The sequence below is a fragment of the Saccharothrix sp. CB00851 genome, from assembly GCF_001905065.1.
In the GTDB taxonomy this organism is placed as follows: domain Bacteria; phylum Actinomycetota; class Actinomycetes; order Mycobacteriales; family Pseudonocardiaceae; genus Actinosynnema.
This window is the reverse complement of the sequence record NZ_LWLC01000004.1, coordinates 123,192-141,144: the sequence shown is the minus strand read 5'-3', so window position 1 is coordinate 141,144 and position 17,953 is coordinate 123,192. Positions and strand designations below refer to the sequence as shown.

At 71.0% G+C, this 17,953-nt stretch carries 15 protein-coding genes and 1 tRNA gene; 12 read left to right on the top strand and 4 right to left on the bottom strand.

All coding sequences use genetic code 11. The features are described 5' to 3' along the window. Positions 1–5: 5 nt before the first annotated feature. A tRNA-Thr gene (locus A6A25_RS06975) sits at positions 6–81 on the bottom strand. Positions 82–363: 282 nt separating this feature from the next. Here A6A25_RS06975 and A6A25_RS06970 point away from each other — a divergent pair. From A6A25_RS06970 to otsB, 3 genes are all read left to right on the top strand, one after another. Continuing rightward, a complete protein-coding gene (locus A6A25_RS06970; RefSeq protein WP_073886976.1) occupies positions 364–1,701 on the top strand; it encodes a threonine/serine ThrE exporter family protein in 1,338 nt (445 codons plus the stop codon). 155 nt (positions 1,702–1,856) lie between these two features. Beyond that, positions 1,857–3,293, top strand: coding sequence for an alpha,alpha-trehalose-phosphate synthase (UDP-forming) (locus tag A6A25_RS06965; RefSeq protein ID WP_073886974.1), 1,437 nt, complete (start codon positions 1,857–1,859; stop codon positions 3,291–3,293). 72 nt (positions 3,294–3,365) lie between these two features. After that, the gene (gene otsB, locus A6A25_RS06960) at positions 3,366–5,900 is read left to right on the top strand and encodes a trehalose-phosphatase (protein WP_073886972.1); all 2,535 of its coding nucleotides are present in this window, start codon (positions 3,366–3,368) and stop codon (positions 5,898–5,900) included. A 47-nt stretch (positions 5,901–5,947) separates the two neighbouring features. Here otsB and radA read toward each other — a convergent pair whose 3' ends face one another. From radA to A6A25_RS06945, 3 genes are all read right to left on the bottom strand, one after another. Further along, entirely contained in the window at positions 5,948–7,312 is a 1,365-nt protein-coding gene (gene radA / locus A6A25_RS06955; RefSeq protein ID WP_083668054.1) for a DNA repair protein RadA, read from the bottom strand. A 41-nt stretch (positions 7,313–7,353) separates the two neighbouring features. After that, on the bottom strand, positions 7,354–8,112 hold the full coding sequence (locus A6A25_RS06950) for a hypothetical protein (RefSeq protein ID WP_143192997.1): 759 nt from the start codon (positions 8,110–8,112) through the stop codon (positions 7,354–7,356). 128 nt (positions 8,113–8,240) lie between these two features. Further along, the gene (locus A6A25_RS06945) at positions 8,241–9,026 is read right to left on the bottom strand and encodes a copper chaperone PCu(A)C (RefSeq protein ID WP_143192996.1); all 786 of its coding nucleotides are present in this window, start codon (positions 9,024–9,026) and stop codon (positions 8,241–8,243) included. A gap of 346 nt (positions 9,027–9,372) precedes the next feature. On the opposite strand from A6A25_RS06945, the gene A6A25_RS06940 reads away from it, so the two are divergent. The 9 genes from A6A25_RS06940 to A6A25_RS06900 all read left to right on the top strand — a co-directional run bounded on the left by A6A25_RS06940 (position 9,373) and on the right by A6A25_RS06900 (position 17,819). Continuing rightward, positions 9,373–9,861 carry a CarD family transcriptional regulator gene (locus A6A25_RS06940; protein ID WP_012782996.1) on the top strand — a complete coding sequence of 163 codons (489 nt, stop codon included), beginning with the start codon at positions 9,373–9,375 and terminating at the stop codon, positions 9,859–9,861. A gap of 32 nt (positions 9,862–9,893) precedes the next feature. Next, a complete protein-coding gene (ispD, locus tag A6A25_RS06935) occupies positions 9,894–10,604 on the top strand; it encodes a 2-C-methyl-D-erythritol 4-phosphate cytidylyltransferase (RefSeq protein WP_073886964.1) in 711 nt (236 codons plus the stop codon). After that, positions 10,601–11,074, top strand: coding sequence for a 2-C-methyl-D-erythritol 2,4-cyclodiphosphate synthase (gene ispF, locus A6A25_RS06930; RefSeq protein WP_073886962.1), 474 nt, complete (start codon positions 10,601–10,603; stop codon positions 11,072–11,074). The genes ispD and ispF overlap by 4 nt, the downstream gene beginning before the upstream one ends. 39 nt (positions 11,075–11,113) lie before the next feature. Then, positions 11,114–11,509 carry a PPOX class F420-dependent oxidoreductase gene (locus A6A25_RS06925; RefSeq protein WP_073886960.1) on the top strand — a complete coding sequence of 132 codons (396 nt, stop codon included), beginning with the start codon at positions 11,114–11,116 and terminating at the stop codon, positions 11,507–11,509. A 102-nt stretch (positions 11,510–11,611) separates the two neighbouring features. Then, positions 11,612–12,223, top strand: a complete 612-nt coding sequence (locus tag A6A25_RS06920; RefSeq protein WP_073886958.1) for an HAD family hydrolase — start codon at positions 11,612–11,614, stop codon at positions 12,221–12,223. Between the two features lie 45 nt (positions 12,224–12,268). Further along, positions 12,269–13,660, top strand: coding sequence for a cysteine--tRNA ligase (cysS, locus tag A6A25_RS06915; protein ID WP_073886956.1), 1,392 nt, complete (start codon positions 12,269–12,271; stop codon positions 13,658–13,660). Between the two features lie 4 nt (positions 13,661–13,664). Continuing rightward, positions 13,665–14,636, top strand: a complete 972-nt coding sequence (gene rlmB, locus A6A25_RS06910; RefSeq protein ID WP_073886954.1) for a 23S rRNA (guanosine(2251)-2'-O)-methyltransferase RlmB — start codon at positions 13,665–13,667, stop codon at positions 14,634–14,636. A gap of 175 nt (positions 14,637–14,811) precedes the next feature. Beyond that, the gene (locus tag A6A25_RS06905; protein ID WP_073886952.1) at positions 14,812–16,233 is read left to right on the top strand and encodes an MBOAT family O-acyltransferase; all 1,422 of its coding nucleotides are present in this window, start codon (positions 14,812–14,814) and stop codon (positions 16,231–16,233) included. A gap of 362 nt (positions 16,234–16,595) precedes the next feature. Continuing rightward, a complete protein-coding gene (locus tag A6A25_RS06900) occupies positions 16,596–17,819 on the top strand; it encodes an MFS transporter (protein ID WP_073886950.1) in 1,224 nt (407 codons plus the stop codon). Positions 17,820–17,953: the final 134 nt, after the last annotated feature.

Genomic DNA, 17,953 nt, shown 5'->3' with positions numbered 1-17,953 from the left:
ACAGATGGAGCCGGTGGCGGGACTTGAACCCGCAACCTTTCGCTTACAAGGCGAGTGCTCTGCCAATTGAGCTACACCGGCGTGGCCAGGCGGCCTGGAACATCGTAAGCGCCCGCAAGGGGTGCTACCTGCGGCGAACGGTCTGCTCACGGTGGGCCCGCGTTGGTCCGTCCGGAGGTCGCGGGTACCGTCCGGGTGGCCCTGGGAACCCCCAAAACCGCTGGCCAGCGGTATCAACAGTATTGAACGCACGGTGATCGAGTCACCTGGTCCAGGTCCCCCGTCAAGGGGTGGTGCAGGACACAGCCTCGAATGTGACACGGTCGGGCGTGGCGGCCGGGTGAACGAGGGAGGTGGCGCCGGGTGCGGCTGTGGCGCCGGCGGTGGCAGCACACCGAGCAGGCACGACCGGTCGAGGGACCGTCCCTTCCGGACGACTCGACCGTCCACCTCGTACTCGACCTGGCGCTGCGCGTCGGCGAGGCGCAGATGGCAGGCGGGGCGGGCGCGGCCGATGTGACGGCCACCATCCTGGCGGTCACCACCGCGTACGGCCTGCCGCACACCGAGGTGGACGTGATCTACACGTCGATCACCGTCTCCTGCCACCGCGGCACGGAAGCCGCGCCCGTCACGTCGATGCGGGTGGTGCGCGGCCGCAGCGTCGACTACAGCCGGCTCGCCGCCGTGGAGGACCTGATCCGGCGGATCACCTCCGACGGCGTCACCGCGGTGGAGGCGTCGGCCGAGATCGAGCGGATCGGCCGGGCCGACCACCCGTACCCCCGCTGGGTGGCCACGCTGGCGTGGGCGGGCATGGCGGGCGCGGTGGCGTTCCTGGTCGGCGGCGGGCCGCTGCTGGCGGCCACGGCCGCCGTCGTCACGGCGCTGATCGACCGGGTCGGCCGGATCCTCAACCGGCGCTCGCTGCCGTTCTTCTTCCAGCAGGTGGTCGGCGGCGCCCTGGCCACGTCGGTCGCGGTGACGATGTACGCGACCGACCTGCTGCCGAGCGCGCGGCCGTCGTTGCTGGTGGCCACCGGGATCGTGGTGCTGCTGTCCGGCCTGTCGCTGGTCGGCACCGTGCAGGACGCCATCACCGGCTACAACGTCACGGCGGCCGGCCGCACCATGGAGGTCGCGCTGCTCACCGCGGGCCTCATCGCGGGCATCGCGCTGACGCTGCGCGCGGGCGTGCAGTTCGGCGTGCCGACCAGCATCGCCGACCCGCTGCCGCCGCTGGCCTCCGCCGTGCCGATGCAGTTCGCGGCGGGCGCGGCCACCTCCGCGTTCTTCGCCCTGGCCAGCTACGCGCCGGTGCGGGCGCTGCCGATGGCCGCCGCCGCGGGCGCGGTGGGCACGACCAGTTACGGCCTGCTCGCCCTCACCGGCACGAACTCGATCACCTGCGCGGTCGTCGCGGCCACCGTCGTCGGCTTCGTCGGCAAGATCGTCTCCCGCCGGCTGCGGACGCCGCCGCTGCTGGTCGCGGTGGCGGGCATGGTGCCGCTGCTGCCCGGCTGGACCACGTACCGGGGCCTCTACCAGCTGACCGCCGAGGGCGACCCGGCCGGCCTGTCCACGCTCGTGCTGGCCGCCGGTACCGCGCTCGCGCTCGCGAGCGGCGTCGTCCTGGGTGAACATTTGGGGCACCCGGTGCGCACCGGCCTGGGCCGACTCGCCGCCCGTTCCCGGCGCTGAGCGGCTGAACACCGTGTTTCCACGTGAGATCCGACACCTGACGGGCTTTCGTCAAGTCAACACAGTGTGACGGGAGTGACGACAGGGCATCCAACCTGGGCGTTCCCACTAACCTCGACGGTGGGCGAGACGAATCCCTTAGGAGGCGCTACCCGGTGAGCAGCATTGGCGAGAACGGCGCGGACTTCCTGGTCGTGGCCAACCGCCTACCGGTTGACCTGGAGCGCCTGCCCGACGGCACGCAGCGGTGGAAGCACAGCCCCGGTGGCCTGGTCACCGCCCTGGAGCCGTTCCTGCGCACGCACAGCGGGGCGTGGGTCGGCTGGCCCGGCATCGCCGACGCCGAGGTCGACGCGTTCGAGGAGGACGGCCTCCAGCTGCACCCCGTGGCGCTGAGCGCGGCGGAGGTCGCGGACTACTACGAGGGCTTCTCCAACGGCACGCTGTGGCCGCTCTACCACGACGTGGTCGCGCCGCCCGCCTTCCACCGGCGCTGGTGGAACGCCTACGTGCGGGTCAACCAGCGGTTCGCCGACGTGACCGCGAAGGTCGCCGCCCAGGGCGCCACCGTCTGGGTGCAGGACTACCAGCTGCAGCTCGTCCCGGCGATGCTGCGCGAACTGCGCCCCGACCTGCGCATCGGCTTCTTCCTGCACATCCCGTTCCCGCCGGTGGAGCTGTTCATGCAGCTGCCGTGGCGCACGGAGATCATCCGCGGCCTGCTGGGCGCCGACCTGGTCGGCTTCCACCGGCCCGGCGGCGCGCAGAACTTCCTCTGGCTGGCCCGCCGCCTGGTCGGCCTGGAACCGAGCCGCGGCGCGGTCGGCGTGCGCACCCGGCCCGGCGTCGTCCAGGTCGGTGACCGCACGGTGCGGGTCGGGGCATTCCCGATCTCTATCGACTCGGCGGGTCTCGACGCTCTCGCGCGGGACAAAGAAGTCCAAAAACACGCGAAACAAATTCGCGAAGACCTCGGGAATCCGAAGAAGATTCTGCTCGGGGTGGACCGCCTGGACTACACCAAGGGCATCGACGTGCGGCTGCGCGCGCTGCACGAACTCCTCGCCGACGGCCGCGTGAACCCCGGCGAGGTGACCATGATCCAGCTCGCCACGCCCAGCCGCGAACGCGTCGAGCACTACAAGCAGATGCGGGGCGAGATCGAGCAGGCCGTCGGCCGGATCAACGGCGAGTTCTCGACCGTCGGCCACCCCGTGGTCCACTACCTGCACCAATCGGTCAACCGCCGGGAGCTGACCGCGTTCATGACCGCCGCCGACGTCATGGTCGTGACTCCGGTGCGTGACGGGATGAACCTGGTGTGCAAGGAGTACGTCGCCACGCGCTACGACCTCGGCGGCGCGTTGGTGCTCTCCGAGTTCGCCGGCGCGGCGGCCGAGCTCACGAGCGCGTTCCTCGTCAACCCCCACGACTTGGACGGCGTGAAGAACGCGTTGGAAGCCGCCCTCACGCTGGATCCGGCCGAAGGCCGCCGTAGGATGCGCGCGCTGCGCCGGCAAGTCCTCACGCACGACGTCGACCGATGGGCTCGATCGTTTCTTGATGCCTTGGGCGCGCAGTCGTCGATCTGAATCAGTTCAGACCGCTGCTGCAATCAGATCACAGTTACCGACCCTTGTCCCACCGAGCATTGAGGAGGGGCGTTGACCGCCGAGGCCCTCCCCGCCGAACTTCGTCGTGCGATCGTGCAGCTGGCACGCACACCGCGCCTGCTGGTCGCCTGCGACTACGACGGGACATTGGCTCCGATCGTGGCCAACCCAGAGGACGCCCGCCCGCTGCCCGAGTCGGTGGGCGCCCTGCGCTCCCTGGCCGGTCTGCACGAGACGACGACCGCGGTGATCTCCGGGCGCGCGCTGCGCGACCTGGCGACGCTGTCGCGCCTGCCGTCCGAGGTGCACCTGGTGGGTTCGCACGGATCCGAGTTCGACGTCGGTTTCGTGCACGCGCTGGACGCGGACGCGAAACAACTGCACCGCCGCCTGGAAACCGAACTGGAAGGTGTCGTCGCCGGGGAAGAGGGCGTCGGCCTCGAGGTGAAGCCCGCGAGCATCGCGGTGCACGTGCGCCGTGCCGACCCCGCCGTGGGGAAGCGGGTTCTGGACGCCGTGCGCACCGGTCCCGCCACCTGGGACGGGGTGCAGGTCACCGAGGGCAAGGCCGTGATCGAGCTGGCCGTGGTGCAGACGGACAAGGGCCACGCCCTGGACGTCCTGCGGCACCGCGCGTCGGCGACCGCGGCCGTCTTCGTCGGTGACGACGTGACCGACGAGAAAGCGTTTGCCCGGCTGACCGGGCCCGACGTCGGCATCAAGGTCGGCGACGGCGAATCGCTGGCCGAGTACGCCGTCACCGACACCCTCGACGTGGCCACCGTGCTGGCGTTCCTGCTGGAGGAACGGCGGGCGTGGCTGCACGGCGACCAGGCCGTGCCGATCGAGCGGCTGACCATGCTCGCCAACGAGCGCTCGGTCGCGCTGCTGACCCCGGACGCCCGGCTGAACTGGCTGTGCCACCCGGAACCGGACTCGGCGGCGGTGTTCGCCGACCTGCTCGGCGGCCCGGCCGCGGGCCACTTCTCGATCAAGCCGGAGCACGGCTCGCTGCCCCTGGGCCAGCGGTACGTGCCGGGCACGATGATCGTGGAGACCCGCTGGTCACGGCTGCTGGTCACGGACTACCTGGACCACGACCTGGCCTCGCACCGCACCGACCTGGTGCGGCGCATCTCCGGCTCCACCAACGCGGTGATCACGTTCGCGCCGCGGCCGGAGTTCGGCCAGGTGCCGGTGCGGCTGCTGCGCGAGCGCGACGGCCTGCGGGTCGTCGGCACCTCCGACCCGATGGTGCTGCGCTCCCCCGGGGTCGACTGGCAGATCACCTCCGACGGCATCCAGGAGACCGCGACGGCCGTCGTGCGGCCCCGCGAGGGCGCGCCGATCCTGCTGGAGCTGCGCTGCGGCACGGACGACCTGTCCGAGGCCACGCTCGGCGAGCCGGAGCGGCGGGCGCGGGCCGGTGCGTTCTGGTCGGACTGGGCGGCGACGCTGAAGCTGCCGCCGGTCGAGTCGGACCTGGTGCTGCGGTCGGCGTTGACGTTGAAGGGCCTGGTGCACCACGACACCGGCGCGATCATGGCCGCCGCCACCACCTCGCTGCCCGAGGAGCTGGGCGGCATCCGGAACTGGGACTACCGGTACTGCTGGCTGCGTGACGCGGCGCTGACCGCCCAGGCACTGGTGTCGGTCGGGTCGCTCGGCGAGGCGGACGCGTTCCTGGGGTGGGTGCACGGGGTGCTGTCGACGCTGCCCGGCCCGGAGCGGCTGCACCCGCTGTACACGTTGCAGGGCACCATGCTGGGTGCCGAGGCCGTCATCGACACGCTGCCCGGGTACGCCGGGTCGCGGCCGGTGCGCGTGGGCAACCTCGCCAACCAGCAGGTGCAGCTGGACGTGTTCGGCCCCGTGGTGGACCTGGTCGTGCAGCTGGCCGACGCGCGCGGCTCGTTGACCGACAAGGACTGGACGATGGTGCAGGCGATGGCCGAGGCGGTCGCCCGCCGGTGGCACGAGCCCGACCACGGCATCTGGGAGGAGCGGCACGCGCCGCGCCACCACGTGTACTCGAAGGTCATGTGCTGGGTGACGCTGGACCGGGCGGTGAAGCTGGCCGAGGCGTACGGGCGCGAGATCGACCCGTCGTGGCCGGTGCTGCGCGACACCATCTCCAACGACGTGCTCAAGCACGGGTGGAGCGAGGAAGCGCAGTCGTTCACCACCGCCTACGACGGCGACGACCTGGACGCCGCGTCGCTGCACGTCGGGCTGTCGGGGTTGATCGACCCGACCGACGACCGGTTCCAGGCCACCGTGACCGCGATCGAGGCCGAGCTGCGGTCCGGGTCCACGGTGTACCGGTACCGGCGTGACGACGGCCTGCCGGGCGACGAGGGCGGCTTCCACCTGTGCGCGGCGTGGATGATCGAGTCCTACCTGCTCACCGGGCGGCGCACCGAGGCCGAGGAGCTGTTCGCGCAGATGGTGGACGCGGCCGGGCCGACCGGTCTGCTGCCCGAGGAGTACGACCCGATCGCGGAGCGCTCCCTGGGCAACCACCCGCAGGCGTACAGCCACCTGGGCCTGATCCGCTGCGCCCAGCTGCTGGCGGCCACGAAGTAGGTGTTCGTTCGGAACGGCGCCCTTTTGCTCGAAGGGGCGCCGTTCCGCTATTTCTTGAGCTTGAGCAGGTTGAGGGCCTCGTGCAGGTCGTTGGCGACCAGCGCCCGGGTGCCCTGCGGCAGCGGGCCGGCGTCCGGCGGCACGAGCGCCTTGGTGAAGCCCAGCCGGGCCGCCTCGGTGAGCCTTCGGCCGACGCCGTTGACGCGGCGCAGCTCACCCGACAGGCCGACCTCGCCGACCACCACCAAGTCGTGCGGCAGGGGCAGGTCGCTGGCCGCGGAGGCGACGGCCAGCGCCACCGCCAGGTCGACCGCGGGCTCCACGAGCCGCATGCCGCCGACGGTGGCGGTGAAGACGTCCTTGTTGCCCAGCCCGACCCGGCCGCGCTTCTCCAGCACGGCCAGGACCATCGCCAGCCGCGCCGAGTCGAGGCCGCTCACCGCGCGTCGGGGTGCGGGCAGCGCGGTCGGCGTGACCAGCGCCTGGACCTCGCCCAACATCGGCCGCTTGCCCTCCACGACGACCGTGACCGCGGTGCCGGACACCGCCTGGTCGCGGCGGTGCAGGAACAGCCCGGACGGGTCGGGCACGCCCGCGATGCCGTCGTCGCGCAACTCGAAGCAGCCGACCTCGTCCGCCGGGCCGAACCGGTTCTTCACGCCGCGGAGCAGCCGCAGGGACGAGTGCCGATCGCCCTCGAACTGCAGCACCACGTCCACCAGGTGCTCCAGCACGCGCGGCCCGGCGACCGAGCCCTCCTTGGTCACGTGGCCGACCAGCACGACCGGCAGCCCGCGCTCCTTGGCCACCGCGATCAGGCCGGACGTGACGGCGCGGACCTGGCTGACCCCGCCCGGCGCACCGTCCACCGCCGGCGAGGACATCGTCTGCACCGAGTCCACGATCAGCATGCTCGGCTTCACGGCGTCCACCTGGCCGAGGACGGCGGAGATGTCGCTCTCGGCGGCCAGGAAGATCTCGTCGTGCAGGTTCCCGGTCCGGTCCGCGCGCAACCGCACCTGCCCCGCCGACTCCTCACCGGTGACGTAGAGGCACCGGCCGACCGACAGCGCCCACTGGTGCGCGACCTCCAGCAGCAGCGTCGACTTGCCGACCCCCGGCTCGCCCGCCAGCAGCACGACCGCGCCGGGCACCAGCCCGCCGCCGAGCACCCGGTCGAGCTCCAGCACACCGGTCGACACGGCCCGCGCGGACTCGATGTCGACCTGCGCGATGGGCCGCGCCTCACTGCTCGGCGTGCCCGCGAGGAACCTGGGGGCCGCCGAGACGCCCCGCTCCTCCACCGTGCCCCAGGCCTGGCACTCCGGGCACCGCCCGACCCACTTGGCCACCTCGTGCCCGCACTCGGCACAGCGGTACGTCGGCCTGGCCACCCGTGCTGTCTTCGCCACGCCCGGAGGCTATCGGGCGCCCCCGACAAGCCGCGCGGTCGTCAGGGCGTGCGGATCTCCGGCGCCGGCCTGCCCGCGCCGACCCACTCCTCGGCGGTGATGGCCCGGTGGAACGCGGGGCCCTGGTAGTAGATCACCGGGCTGGTGGCGGACTTGTAGAAGCGGTCGTTCACGACCCGCTGCACGACCCGCGGCGTCGGGAAGGCCTGGCGCTGCCAGTCGTCGTAGGTGATCGACCGGCCGACGCCGGTGGACAGGCCCGTCATCCACATGACGTTCGGCGCCCAGGACAGCTTGAGGAAGCCCTCGTCGTAACGGGAGCCGGGGGTGCGGAAACCCGTCGCGGCCCACTCGTCGTGGGTGAGCTTGTGGACCGACCGATCCGGCGCTTCGACGAAGTTCTCGTCCGGGGCCGTGGAGAACCGGTAGAGCCAGCTGCCCGCGATCCAGCCGGTCGGGCGCGGGACGGGGCTGCCAGACGCCCGCCACTGGGACGCGTCGAGCCGGTCCCAGTCCCACGTCGCCTCCGCGTCGTCCCAGAACGTCACCGCGTAGATCGTCCAGGACCACGGGTACTGGACGTAGTCCGTCGGCGACGGCGCGGGCCGGGGGAAGCCGGCGGCCGCCCACTCCTCGGGGCTGATGGCACGGGCGACCCCGTCGTCGACGCGCCACACCGTCGGGTCGAACGGCTGGAGGTAGTACCCGTCCGGCACGGCCGCGTTCGCGGGCGCCGCCACGGCGACCACCAATCCCAGCGCTACCGCCGCACCGGCCAGCGCCGCCGTGACGCTTCTCATCGTCCGCACCGATCCGCCTTCCATCCACAGGAGCGTGTCTTCACCGCGGGAACTGTCGGACCTTCGCGGCAGAATAAAAGCAGGGGTCCCCTGGCGGGGACCCCTGCGTAGCTGTTCTTGCGGTTCGGTCAGTGCTCCGAGGGAGCGTCCTGGCGCGGTTCCGGGGAGGCGCCGATCGGCAGCTCCAAGGTCACCTCGCCCGCCTTCTCGAACAGGAACGTGACCCGGATCGTCTCGCCCGGCCGCAGCGGCTTCTTCAGCCCCTTCAGCACGATCTTCACCTTGCCGGGCTCGGTCGGGTCGACCGACGACGGCAGCTTCGTGCCGGTCGTCGGCGGGCTCGAAATGGACGTGCCGCTGCCCGTCGTGGCCGAGCCCGTCGTCGTGGTGGTCGTCGAGCCCGAACCGGACGGGGTGGTGATGGTCGTGGTCGTCGGCTCGTGGGAATCCGACGGCTCGTGAGAGTCCGACGGCGCGTGCGAGCCGGACGGCGTGGACGTCGGCTTGGTCGTCGTGGTGGCGTGGCTGCCCGCGTCGTCCTGGTCGGCACTGGCGACCACCGCGGACGCCGGTTCCAGCCGCTTGTCGCCGGTGATCTCGGCGGGCGCGGAGAACTCGCTGGTCACGCCGAGCAGCGTGTCCACGGCGGTGCCGTTGTTGGCGATCACGACCACGATGGGCGCGTCGTCGCCCTCCTCGTAGGAGCCGTGGGCCACCGGGAACAGGAACTGCGCGTCACGGACGGCGATGTCTCCCACCTGCCCGCTGGCCCCGTTGACGACGGCCACCTGCGTGTCCGTCTGCGTGACCTGACCTGCGCTGCAACCTGCGGCGGCCAAGCCGAGGCCAGTCGCCAGGGCGGCCACGACGGCCAGGCGGCGCGGCGCTGGGGACTTCTGGAGTGCGCGACCCACGGCTGCTCGGATCCTTCCCGGTGTGCTGACGAGGCGGGTCGTACCCGGTAGTAACGGGTTCGACCACCAGTCCAGGAGCCTAACGGGGTGTCCTCGGACCTGCGGCATGTGGTGTCCCACAGCGGTCCCGCGGCCGTCCCGGAGCCGTCCCTGGGCCGTCCCGCAGCGGCCCGCGAGCCTCCCGCGCACGTCCACAGTGGAGCAAGATCCACCTCGGGTGTTGCATGCGACCGGGTGATTTGTCAACCCCCCACGCGGCCCTGACCAGCGCTAACTGATCTCAACAGGCCGATGAGGGGATTGCTCGGCGTGTTAGGATGGGGTTAGCGAAAGGGGCAGAGGACACATGGTTTTCAAGGTCGGAGAGACCGTCGTCTACCCGCACCACGGTGCCGCTCTCATCGAAGCAATCGAGACCCGTGTGATCAAGGGCGAGGAGAAGAAGTACCTCGTCCTCAAGGTTGCCCAGGGCGACCTCACGGTTCGCGTCCCCGCCGACAACGCCGAGATCGTGGGCGTTCGTGACGTCGTCGGCCAGGAGGGTCTTGACAAGGTCTTCGAGGTCTTGCGTGCTCCCCACACGGAGGAGCCGACCAACTGGTCCCGGCGGTACAAGGCCAACCTCGAGAAGCTCGCGTCCGGTGACGTGAACAAGGTGGCCGAAGTGGTGCGCGACCTCTGGCGGCGCGAGAAGGATCGCGGACTGTCCGCAGGTGAGAAGCGGATGCTGGCGAAGGCTCGACAGATACTGGTTAGCGAACTGGCGCTGGCCGAGGGCACCGACGAGGACAAGGCTGAGGTCCTCCTCGACGAGGTCCTGGCTACCGCGTCCTGATCGTTCCACCCGAAAAAACGGAAACCGCGAACATGGGTGTGGTCGCGCTCGTGCCCGCGGCGGGCCGGGGTGAGCGGTTGGGCTATGGCATGCCCAAGGCGCTCGTGCCGGTCGACGGCGTTCCGCTGCTCGTGCGTGCGGTGCGCGGCCTGTTCGACTCCGGTCGCGTGCGGCACGTCGTCATCGCCGCGCCGCCATCAGATGTGGACGTTGTGAACACCGTCACCGCCCCGTTGGCCCCAGCCGACGGGGCGGTGCACGTCGTGGCCGGTGGCGCCGAGAGGTCGGACTCGGTGCGCCTGGCCCTAACGTACGCCTTGCGTGAGATCGCCGACACTTCGATCGTGCTCGTTCACGACGCGGCCCGCGCGTTCACCCCGGCGGCCGTGGTGCGGGCCGTCGTGGACGCCGTCGCCGCGGGTCACCCGGCTGTCATCCCGGTGCTGCCGGTCGTGGACACGGTCAAGCAGGTCGACGCCGACGGCGTGGTGGTCGCCACACCGGACCGCGCGGCGCTGCGGGTTGTGCAGACACCCCAGGGCTTCGACGCGGCCGTGCTGCTGCGCGCGCACGCCGCCGCCCAAGCGGCCGGCTCGGGTGCGACGGACGACGCGGGCCTGGTCGAACGGCTCGGTGTGCCGGTCGTCACCGTCCCCGGTCACGCCGACGCCATGAAGATCACCACGAAGTTCGACCTGGCGGTGGCCGAGGCGCTGCTGGTCGGCACCGGAGGAGCGGCGTGATACCCAGGGTGGGCATCGGCACGGACGTCCACCAGGTCGAACCGGGCCGCGAGTGCTGGCTGGCGGGCCTGCGCTGGGACGGCGCCGACGGGTGCGCCGGCCACTCGGACGGTGACGTGGCCGCGCACGCGCTGTGCGACGCGTTGCTGTCCGCCGCGGGCCTGGGCGACCTGGGCGCGGTGTTCGGCACGAGCGACCCGCGCTGGTCCGGGCGGCACGGGGTGGAGTTCCTGGCCGAGGCGCGGCGCCTGGTCGAGGAGGCCGGCTACCAGGTCGGCAACGCCGCGGTGCAGGTCATCGGCAACGCGCCGAAGATCGGCAAGCGCCGGGCCGAGGCGCAGCGGGTGCTGTCCGAGGCGGTCGGCGGCCCGGTGTCGGTCAGCGGCACGACCACCGACGGCCTGGGCCTGACCGGGCGCGGCGAGGGCATCGCCGCCGTGGCGACCGCGTTGATCGTCCCGCTGGGTTGATCCCGCGGCCGGGTTGATCGTCCCGCTAGCCTGAGCCGCATGGCGGTCACCCTCAGCGAGTCGACGCGGGCCCTGGTCGACGGGCGGAACTACTCGGTCCTGGCCACGCTCAACCCGGACGGCAGCCCGCAGACATCGGTGGTGTGGGTCACCCGCGACGGTGACGACCTGCTGTTCTCGACGCTGCGCGACCGGGCGAAGGAGCGCAACCTGCGCCGTGACCCGCGGGCCAGCGTGAGCGTGTGGAGCACCGCCGACCCGGAGGTGTACGCGGAGGTGCGCGGCACCGTGACGATCGTCGAGGACACCGACCGTGCCTTGGTGAAAGCGCTGTCGCACAAGTACACCGGTGAGGACTTCCCCGCCGACGCGCCCGGCAAGGTCCGCGTGGTGCTGCGGCTCACGCCGACGAAGGTCACCGGCAACGCCGCCTGACGGCCGGGGCGGGCGGTGCGCGCTACTCCGGTCTGGTGAGGCTGCTCTCGGTCTGCGGGATACCCGAGACCTCCGATGTCCGGACCACGTAACGTGCGTTATGTGACGATCCGCGCCGTGCTCTTCGACTTCTCCGGCACCCTGTTCCGCTTGGAGCACGACTCGCTGGCCGCCCACGCCGAGCTGATGCGCGCGCTCACCGCGCCCGTCGGCCTGGCGGACGGGCTGGACATCGACCCGGCGCAGTGGGAACGCCGTGACCTCGACCCCGACGCCCACCGCGAGATGCACCTCGCGGTGCTCGCGAAGGCGGGCGCGAAGGACCCGGGGAGGTTCTACGCCGACCTGTGCAGCCCGCCGTTCTGGCAGGCCTACCCGGACACCGCGCAGGCGCTGGGCACCGAGGTGCCGACCGCGGTGGTGAGCAACATCGCCTGGGACATCCGCACCGTTTTCGCACGTCACGGCGTCGAGAACCGGGTGGACGAGTTCGTGCTCTCCTACCAGGAGGGCTTCGTCAAGCCGGACCCGAAGATCTTCCGCATCGCCTGCGACCGGCTCGGCGTGCACCCCAGCGAGGCGCTCATGATCGGTGACAGCACCGAGGCCGACGGCGGCGCGGCGGCGATCGGGTGCCAGGTGGAGATCGTCGAGCCGCTGCCGACCGGCAGCCGGCCGGACGCGCTGCTGCAGGTGCTCCGCAAGCACATCTGACCGGGCGATTCAACCCCGTCCGGCCACCGCCCGTACCATCTCCACGTGAGCCTCCACCTCTTCGACACCGCGACCCGGTCCATGCGGGAGTTCGTCCCGCAGGTCAGCGGAACGGCGTCGATCTACGTCTGTGGGGCCACGGTGCAGGGCGTTCCGCACATCGGGCACGTGCGCAGCGGCCTCAACTTCGACGTGCTGCGGCGCTGGCTGGGCCGGGACGGCTCGACCGTGCTGCTGGTGCGCAACGTCACCGACATCGACGACAAGATCCTCACCAAGGCGGCCGAGAACGAGGCCGAGTGGTGGGAGTGGGCCTACCTCAACGAGCGGGCGTTCGACAACGCCTACGACGCGCTGGGCTGCCTGCCCGCGTCGTACTCCCCGCGCGCGACGGGCCACGTCACGCAGATGGTCGAGCTGATGGAACGGCTGGTCGAGAAGGGCCACGCGTACGCATCCGACGGTGACGTGTACTTCTCGGTGACGTCGTTCCCCGAGTACGGCGCCCTGTCCGGGCAGAAGCTGGACGAGGTGCACCAAGGCGAGTCCGCCGCGACGGGCAAGCGCGACGCGCGGGACTTCACGCTGTGGAAGGCGGCGAAGCCGGGCGAGCCGTCGTGGCCGACGCCGTGGGGTCCGGGCAGGCCGGGCTGGCACCTGGAGTGCTCGGCGATGGCGACCGCGTACCTGGGCGGCACGTTCGACATCCACGGCGGCGGCATCGACCTGATCTTCCCGCACCACGAGAACGAGCAGGCGCAGTCGCGTGCGGCGGGCGACGGGTTCGCCCGGTACTGGATGCACAACGCCTGGGTGACCATGGGCGGCGAGAAGATGGCCAAGTCGCTCGGCAACACGGTGTCCATCCCGGCGATGCTGGAGCGCGTCCGGGCGCCCGAGCTGCGGTACTACCTGGTCGGCCCGCACTACCGGTCGCACATCGAGTACTCACCCGAGGCGTTGGACGAGTCGGTGTCGGCGTACCGGCGGATCGAGTCGTTCCTGCGGCGCGTGGTCGAGCGCACCGGTGTCGTCGGCGCGGACGGTGAGCTGTCGCCCGCGTTCGTGGCCTCGATGGACGACGACATGGGCACGCCCGGCGCGTTGGCCGCGATCCACAAGCGGCTGCGTGAGGGCAACACGGCCCTGGAGTCCGGTGACGACCTGGGGGCGCGTGCCGCCGCCGAGTCGGTGCGGGCGATGACCGGCGTGCTCGGGTTGGACCCGCTGTCACCGCAGTGGCACGACGCCGCGGCGGGTGGCGCGGGCAGGCACGCGTTGGGCGTGCTGGTGGAGCGGCTGCTGGAAGAGCGGTCGCAGGCCCGCAAGGACAGGGACTTCGCGCGCGCGGACGCGCTGCGCGATCACCTGCTGCTGGCCGGTATCGCCGTCGAGGACACCCCCGACGGTCCGTTGTGGACGTTGAAGGACGACTGAGCTCGTGGCTGGTAACTCCAAGCGCCGGGGCGCCATGCGCAACCCCGGTTCCAAGAAGGGCGCGGTCGTCGGTTCCGGCGGGCAGAAGTCGAAGGGCCTGCAGGGCAAGGGCCCCACGCCGAAGGCGACCGACCGACCGAACCACCCCGCGTACAAGCGGGCGAACGCGGCGGCGAAGGCCGAACAGGTCCGCGCGCAGCGGCGCAAGGCGGCCGAGAACGGCCCGGAGACCGTGGCCGGGCGCAACCCGGTGGTCGAGTGCCTGCGGGCCGGGATCCCGGCGACGGCGCTGTACGTGGCGCTGGGCATCGACGCCGACGACCGGGTCGCCGAGGCCGTGCAGCTGGCGGCGACGCGCGGCATCTCGGTGCTGGAGGTGCAGCGCGGTGAGCTGGACCGGATCACCGGCGGCGCGATGCACCAGGGGCTCGGGCTGCAGGTGCCGCCGTACGAGTACGCCGAGCCGCGTGAGCTGCTCAAGATCGCGAACGCGTCCGGCACGCCGCCGTTGCTGGTGGCGTTGGACGGGGTGACCGATCCGCGCAACCTCGGCGCCGTGGTGCGGTCCGCGGCCGCGTTCGGTGCGCACGGGATCGTGCTGCCGCAGCGCCGTTCGGCGGGGATCACCGCGGTGGCGTGGCGGACCAGTGCCGGCACGGCGGCCAGGATGCCGATCGCGGTGGCGACCAACCTGACCCGCCAGCTCAAGGAGTGGGCCGAGGCCGGGCTGATGATCGTCGGGCTGGACGCGGACGGTGACGTGGACGTGGACGGTCTGGACCTGGCCACCGGCCCGCTGGTCGTCGTGGTCGGTTCGGAGGGCCGTGGGTTGTCGCGGCTGGTGAAGGAGACCTGCGACCAGACGGTGTCCATCCCGATGGCCGCCGGCGTCGAGTCCCTGAACGCCTCCGTCGCCGCCGGTGTGGTGCTGGCCGAGATCGCCCGTCGGCGCCGGCTGGACGTTCGCGGAACCTGAACGTTGAACTCAGGGGTCCTGAACGTAGGACACGCGCGACCTGAACGTAGGACACGCGCGATCTGAACGTAGGACACGCGGGACGTGGGCGTTGGGCTCTCGGCGGGTGTGAGGTGGGACGGTTTGTCGGTGATCCGCTCCGCGACCGCGTGACCGGCGGATAAGGTCTGCGGCGATGTCCTTCGCCAGCCCGTTGTTCCTGTGGTTCTTCCTGCCGGTCGTGCTCACGACCGTCCTCGTCACGCCCAGGAACTGGCGCAACGGCGTGGTCGCCGTGGCGAGCCTGCTGTTCTACGTCTCCGGAGCGGGCGGGACGACGCTCCTGCTGCTGGTCTGCATGGTGGGCAACTACCTCGCCGGACGACGCCTGGAGCCGGGCGCCCCGGGCGACCGCAGGCTGGTCCTGGTCGGCTCGATCGCGCTCAACCTGGCCGTCCTGCTGATCTGGAAGTACGCCGGGTTCGCCACCCAGCAGCTGCACGACATCGCCGCCGTCGTCGGCGCGGACCTGCCGGTGATCCAGCTGGCCCTGCCGATCGGCATCTCGTTCTACACGTTCCACCACATCTCGTACGTGGTCGACGTGTACCGCGGCGAACGGCCGGCGCTGCGCGAGCCGGTCGCGTTCGTCACCTACATCGCGATGTTCCCGCAACTCGTGGCGGGCCCCATCGTCCGCTTCCGCGAGATCGCCGACCAGCTGCCCCAGCCGCGCCTGCACCGCTGGGACGACATCGCGGCGGGCTTCCCCCGGTTCGCCCTCGGCCTGTGCAAGAAGGTGATCATCGCCGACTCGCTCGCGCCGATGGTCGACGCCTGCTTCGCCACCCCGGCCGACGAGATGACCACGTCGATCGCCTGGCTCGGCGCGATCGGCTACACGCTGCAGCTCTACTTCGACTTCTCCGGCTACTCCGACATGGCCATCGGCCTGGGCCGCATGCTCGGCTTCCGGCTGCCGGAGAACTTCGCCCGCCCGTACTCCTCGGTCACCGTCACCGAGTTCTGGCGCCGCTGGCACATGTCGCTGTCGCGCTGGTTCCGCGACTACGTCTACATCCCGCTCGGCGGCAACCGCGGCGGCGTGCTGCAGACCTACCGGAACCTGTCGATCGTTTTCGTGCTCACCGGTTTCTGGCACGGCGCCAACTGGACGTTCCTGGTGTGGGGTTTGTTCCACGGCGGCCTGCTCGTCCTGGAGCGCCGTTTCGGCTGGGATTCCGCCCCGCCCGCCACCCGCAGCCGAATTGCCCGCCGGGTGTTGACCATGCTGCTGGTGGTAATCGGCTGGGTGTTCTTCCGCTCCGCCGATCTCGGTACGGCGTTCACGATCATCGGGCACATGTTGTTGCCGGATTTCAGTGGCTTGACCGAAGCGGTCGCCGCCGCGGCGACCAATCAGCGCATTGTGCTGCTGCTGCTCGCGCTGGCAATTGTCGCAATGCCCGACCACCCGGTGACCGGGCCTTACCTGGAGTCTTCCCGGGACAAGATCGCCACCGCGGCGAGGGTCTCGCTGATGACCGTGGGCGTGGCCTACGCGGCGATCCTGGTCGCCAGCGGTACGTTCAGCCCGTTCCTCTACTACCAGTTCTGAAGATCCACCAGCCGGCCGCTTTCCACAATTGACCGGTCAACCGACGCCGGCCGCGAGGGCGACCGCAGGAACGCGCTGGCCCGGTCGGACCAGCCCACCCGGTGCTCAATGGAGGTCCTGGTCGACGTAGGGTAGGCGAGGGTTGCTCACGCCGTGTCACCTACCGTCAACTGTCAAGAATAAGTGGCCGATTTTTCGCCGTTGTAACTACTTTATGTAACCGACCTGCTCCGTTCGGGTACACAGTGTGGTAGGACAGAGATTGCACATCCGGCAGCTTCTACCGTGCTAACCGAGGGAATTGTTACTTCGGGTGGGGGTAACGTGACTCACTCATCGGGGCCGACCAACCTGGGGGAGTTGTGACTTCCGGGGGGACCATCCGCGCGCTCGTGGGCAACCGCGAGTTCCGCGGCATGTGGATCGGCTCGACGGTGTCCACCGCGGGCGACCAACTCGCCGCGGTCGCGCTCTCCCTCCTGGTGTTCGAGCGCACCCAGTCGCCCGCCTGGACCGCCCTCACCTGGTCGTTGACGCTGTTCCCGCCGCTGGTGTCCGGCCCGCTGCTGGGCTGGGTCGCGGACCGGTTCCCCCGCCGCACGGTGATGGTGTGGTGCGCGTGGCTGCAAGCCGTCCTGGTCGGCCTGATGGCCATTCCCGGCGCGCCGCTGTGGCTGATGATCGTGCTGCTGGTCGTCGTGCTGATGATCTCGTCGCCGTTCCTGGCCGCCCAGGAGGCGAGCCTGCCCCACGTGCTGCCGGACAAGCGCTACGACGACGGCGTGGCGCTGTTCGGCACGTCGGTGGACGTCGCCCAGATGGCCGGCCTCGCCGCGGCGGGCTTCCTGGTCACCGGCTGGGGTGCCAACGTCGCCCTGGCCATCGACGCGGCCTCGTTCGTGTGGGTGGCGATCCTGGTGCAGCTGTCGGTCAAGCACCGGCCGGCGGCCGACCCGCGCGGCGCCAAGCGCGATCCCGAAGGTCCCAAGGGAGCGTTCACGCTCCTGGTCACCGAACCCCGGCTGCGCAGCCTGATGGGCATGCGCCTGCTGGCCGGCCTCGCCATGGTCCCGGAGGGACTCGCCGTGCCCCTGGCGGCGAGTCTGGACGCGGTGTGGGCCGTCGGCCTGATCCTGGCCATCGAGCCCGCCGCCAACGTCCTCGGCGTGGCCGTGCTGTTCCGGGTGGTGCGTGATCCCGCGAAACGCGAGCGGCTGATCGGCCCGCTCGCCATACTGTCCCTGGCCCCACTGGTCATGTTCGCGTTGAACCCGAACCTGACCTGGACCATCGTTCTACTGGTGATCGCCGGTATGGCCGGTGCGTACCACACGCCCGCACGTTCGGCGTGGATGCGCATCCTGCCGGACGCCTACCGCGGTCGCGCGTACGGCATCGGCCGTGCCGCTCTGCGCTCGTCGCAGGGCGGCGGGATGGCACTGGCCGGTGTCGTGGCGCACTCGATCGGCTCGGTGACCGCGACCATCGCGGGTGCAGGCGGCATCGGACTACTGCTGGCCACCCAGGCGACCGTAGCCTGGCGACGGGCCCGCACCCGGAACGATCCGAAGGCGGTGGCGATCTGAAACGGACTCATCACATATCGCGATTGTCAAACATGAAGGACCCCTCGGCTGCGGCCCGCTAGCCCGCGGGCACGTACGGTGAACATTCGGTCCGGGATGGAGGGAGCGGCTCACATGTCGCGGTTGCGCATGGC

Bases quoted from the DNA above. Each gene is read 5' to 3' on its own strand.
- A6A25_RS06950 (WP_143192997.1), bottom strand. From the start codon at position 8,112: ATGAGAAGCGTCACGGCGGCGCTGGCCGGTGCGGCGGTAGCGCTGGGA.
- A6A25_RS06940 (WP_012782996.1), top strand. From the start codon at position 9,373: ATGGTTTTCAAGGTCGGAGAGACCGTCGTCTACCCGCACCACGGTGCC.
- ispD (WP_073886964.1), top strand. From the start codon at position 9,894: ATGGGTGTGGTCGCGCTCGTGCCCGCGGCGGGCCGGGGTGAGCGGTTG.
- A6A25_RS06925 (WP_073886960.1), top strand. From the start codon at position 11,114: ATGGCGGTCACCCTCAGCGAGTCGACGCGGGCCCTGGTCGACGGGCGG.
- A6A25_RS06905 (WP_073886952.1), top strand. From the start codon at position 14,812: ATGTCCTTCGCCAGCCCGTTGTTCCTGTGGTTCTTCCTGCCGGTCGTG.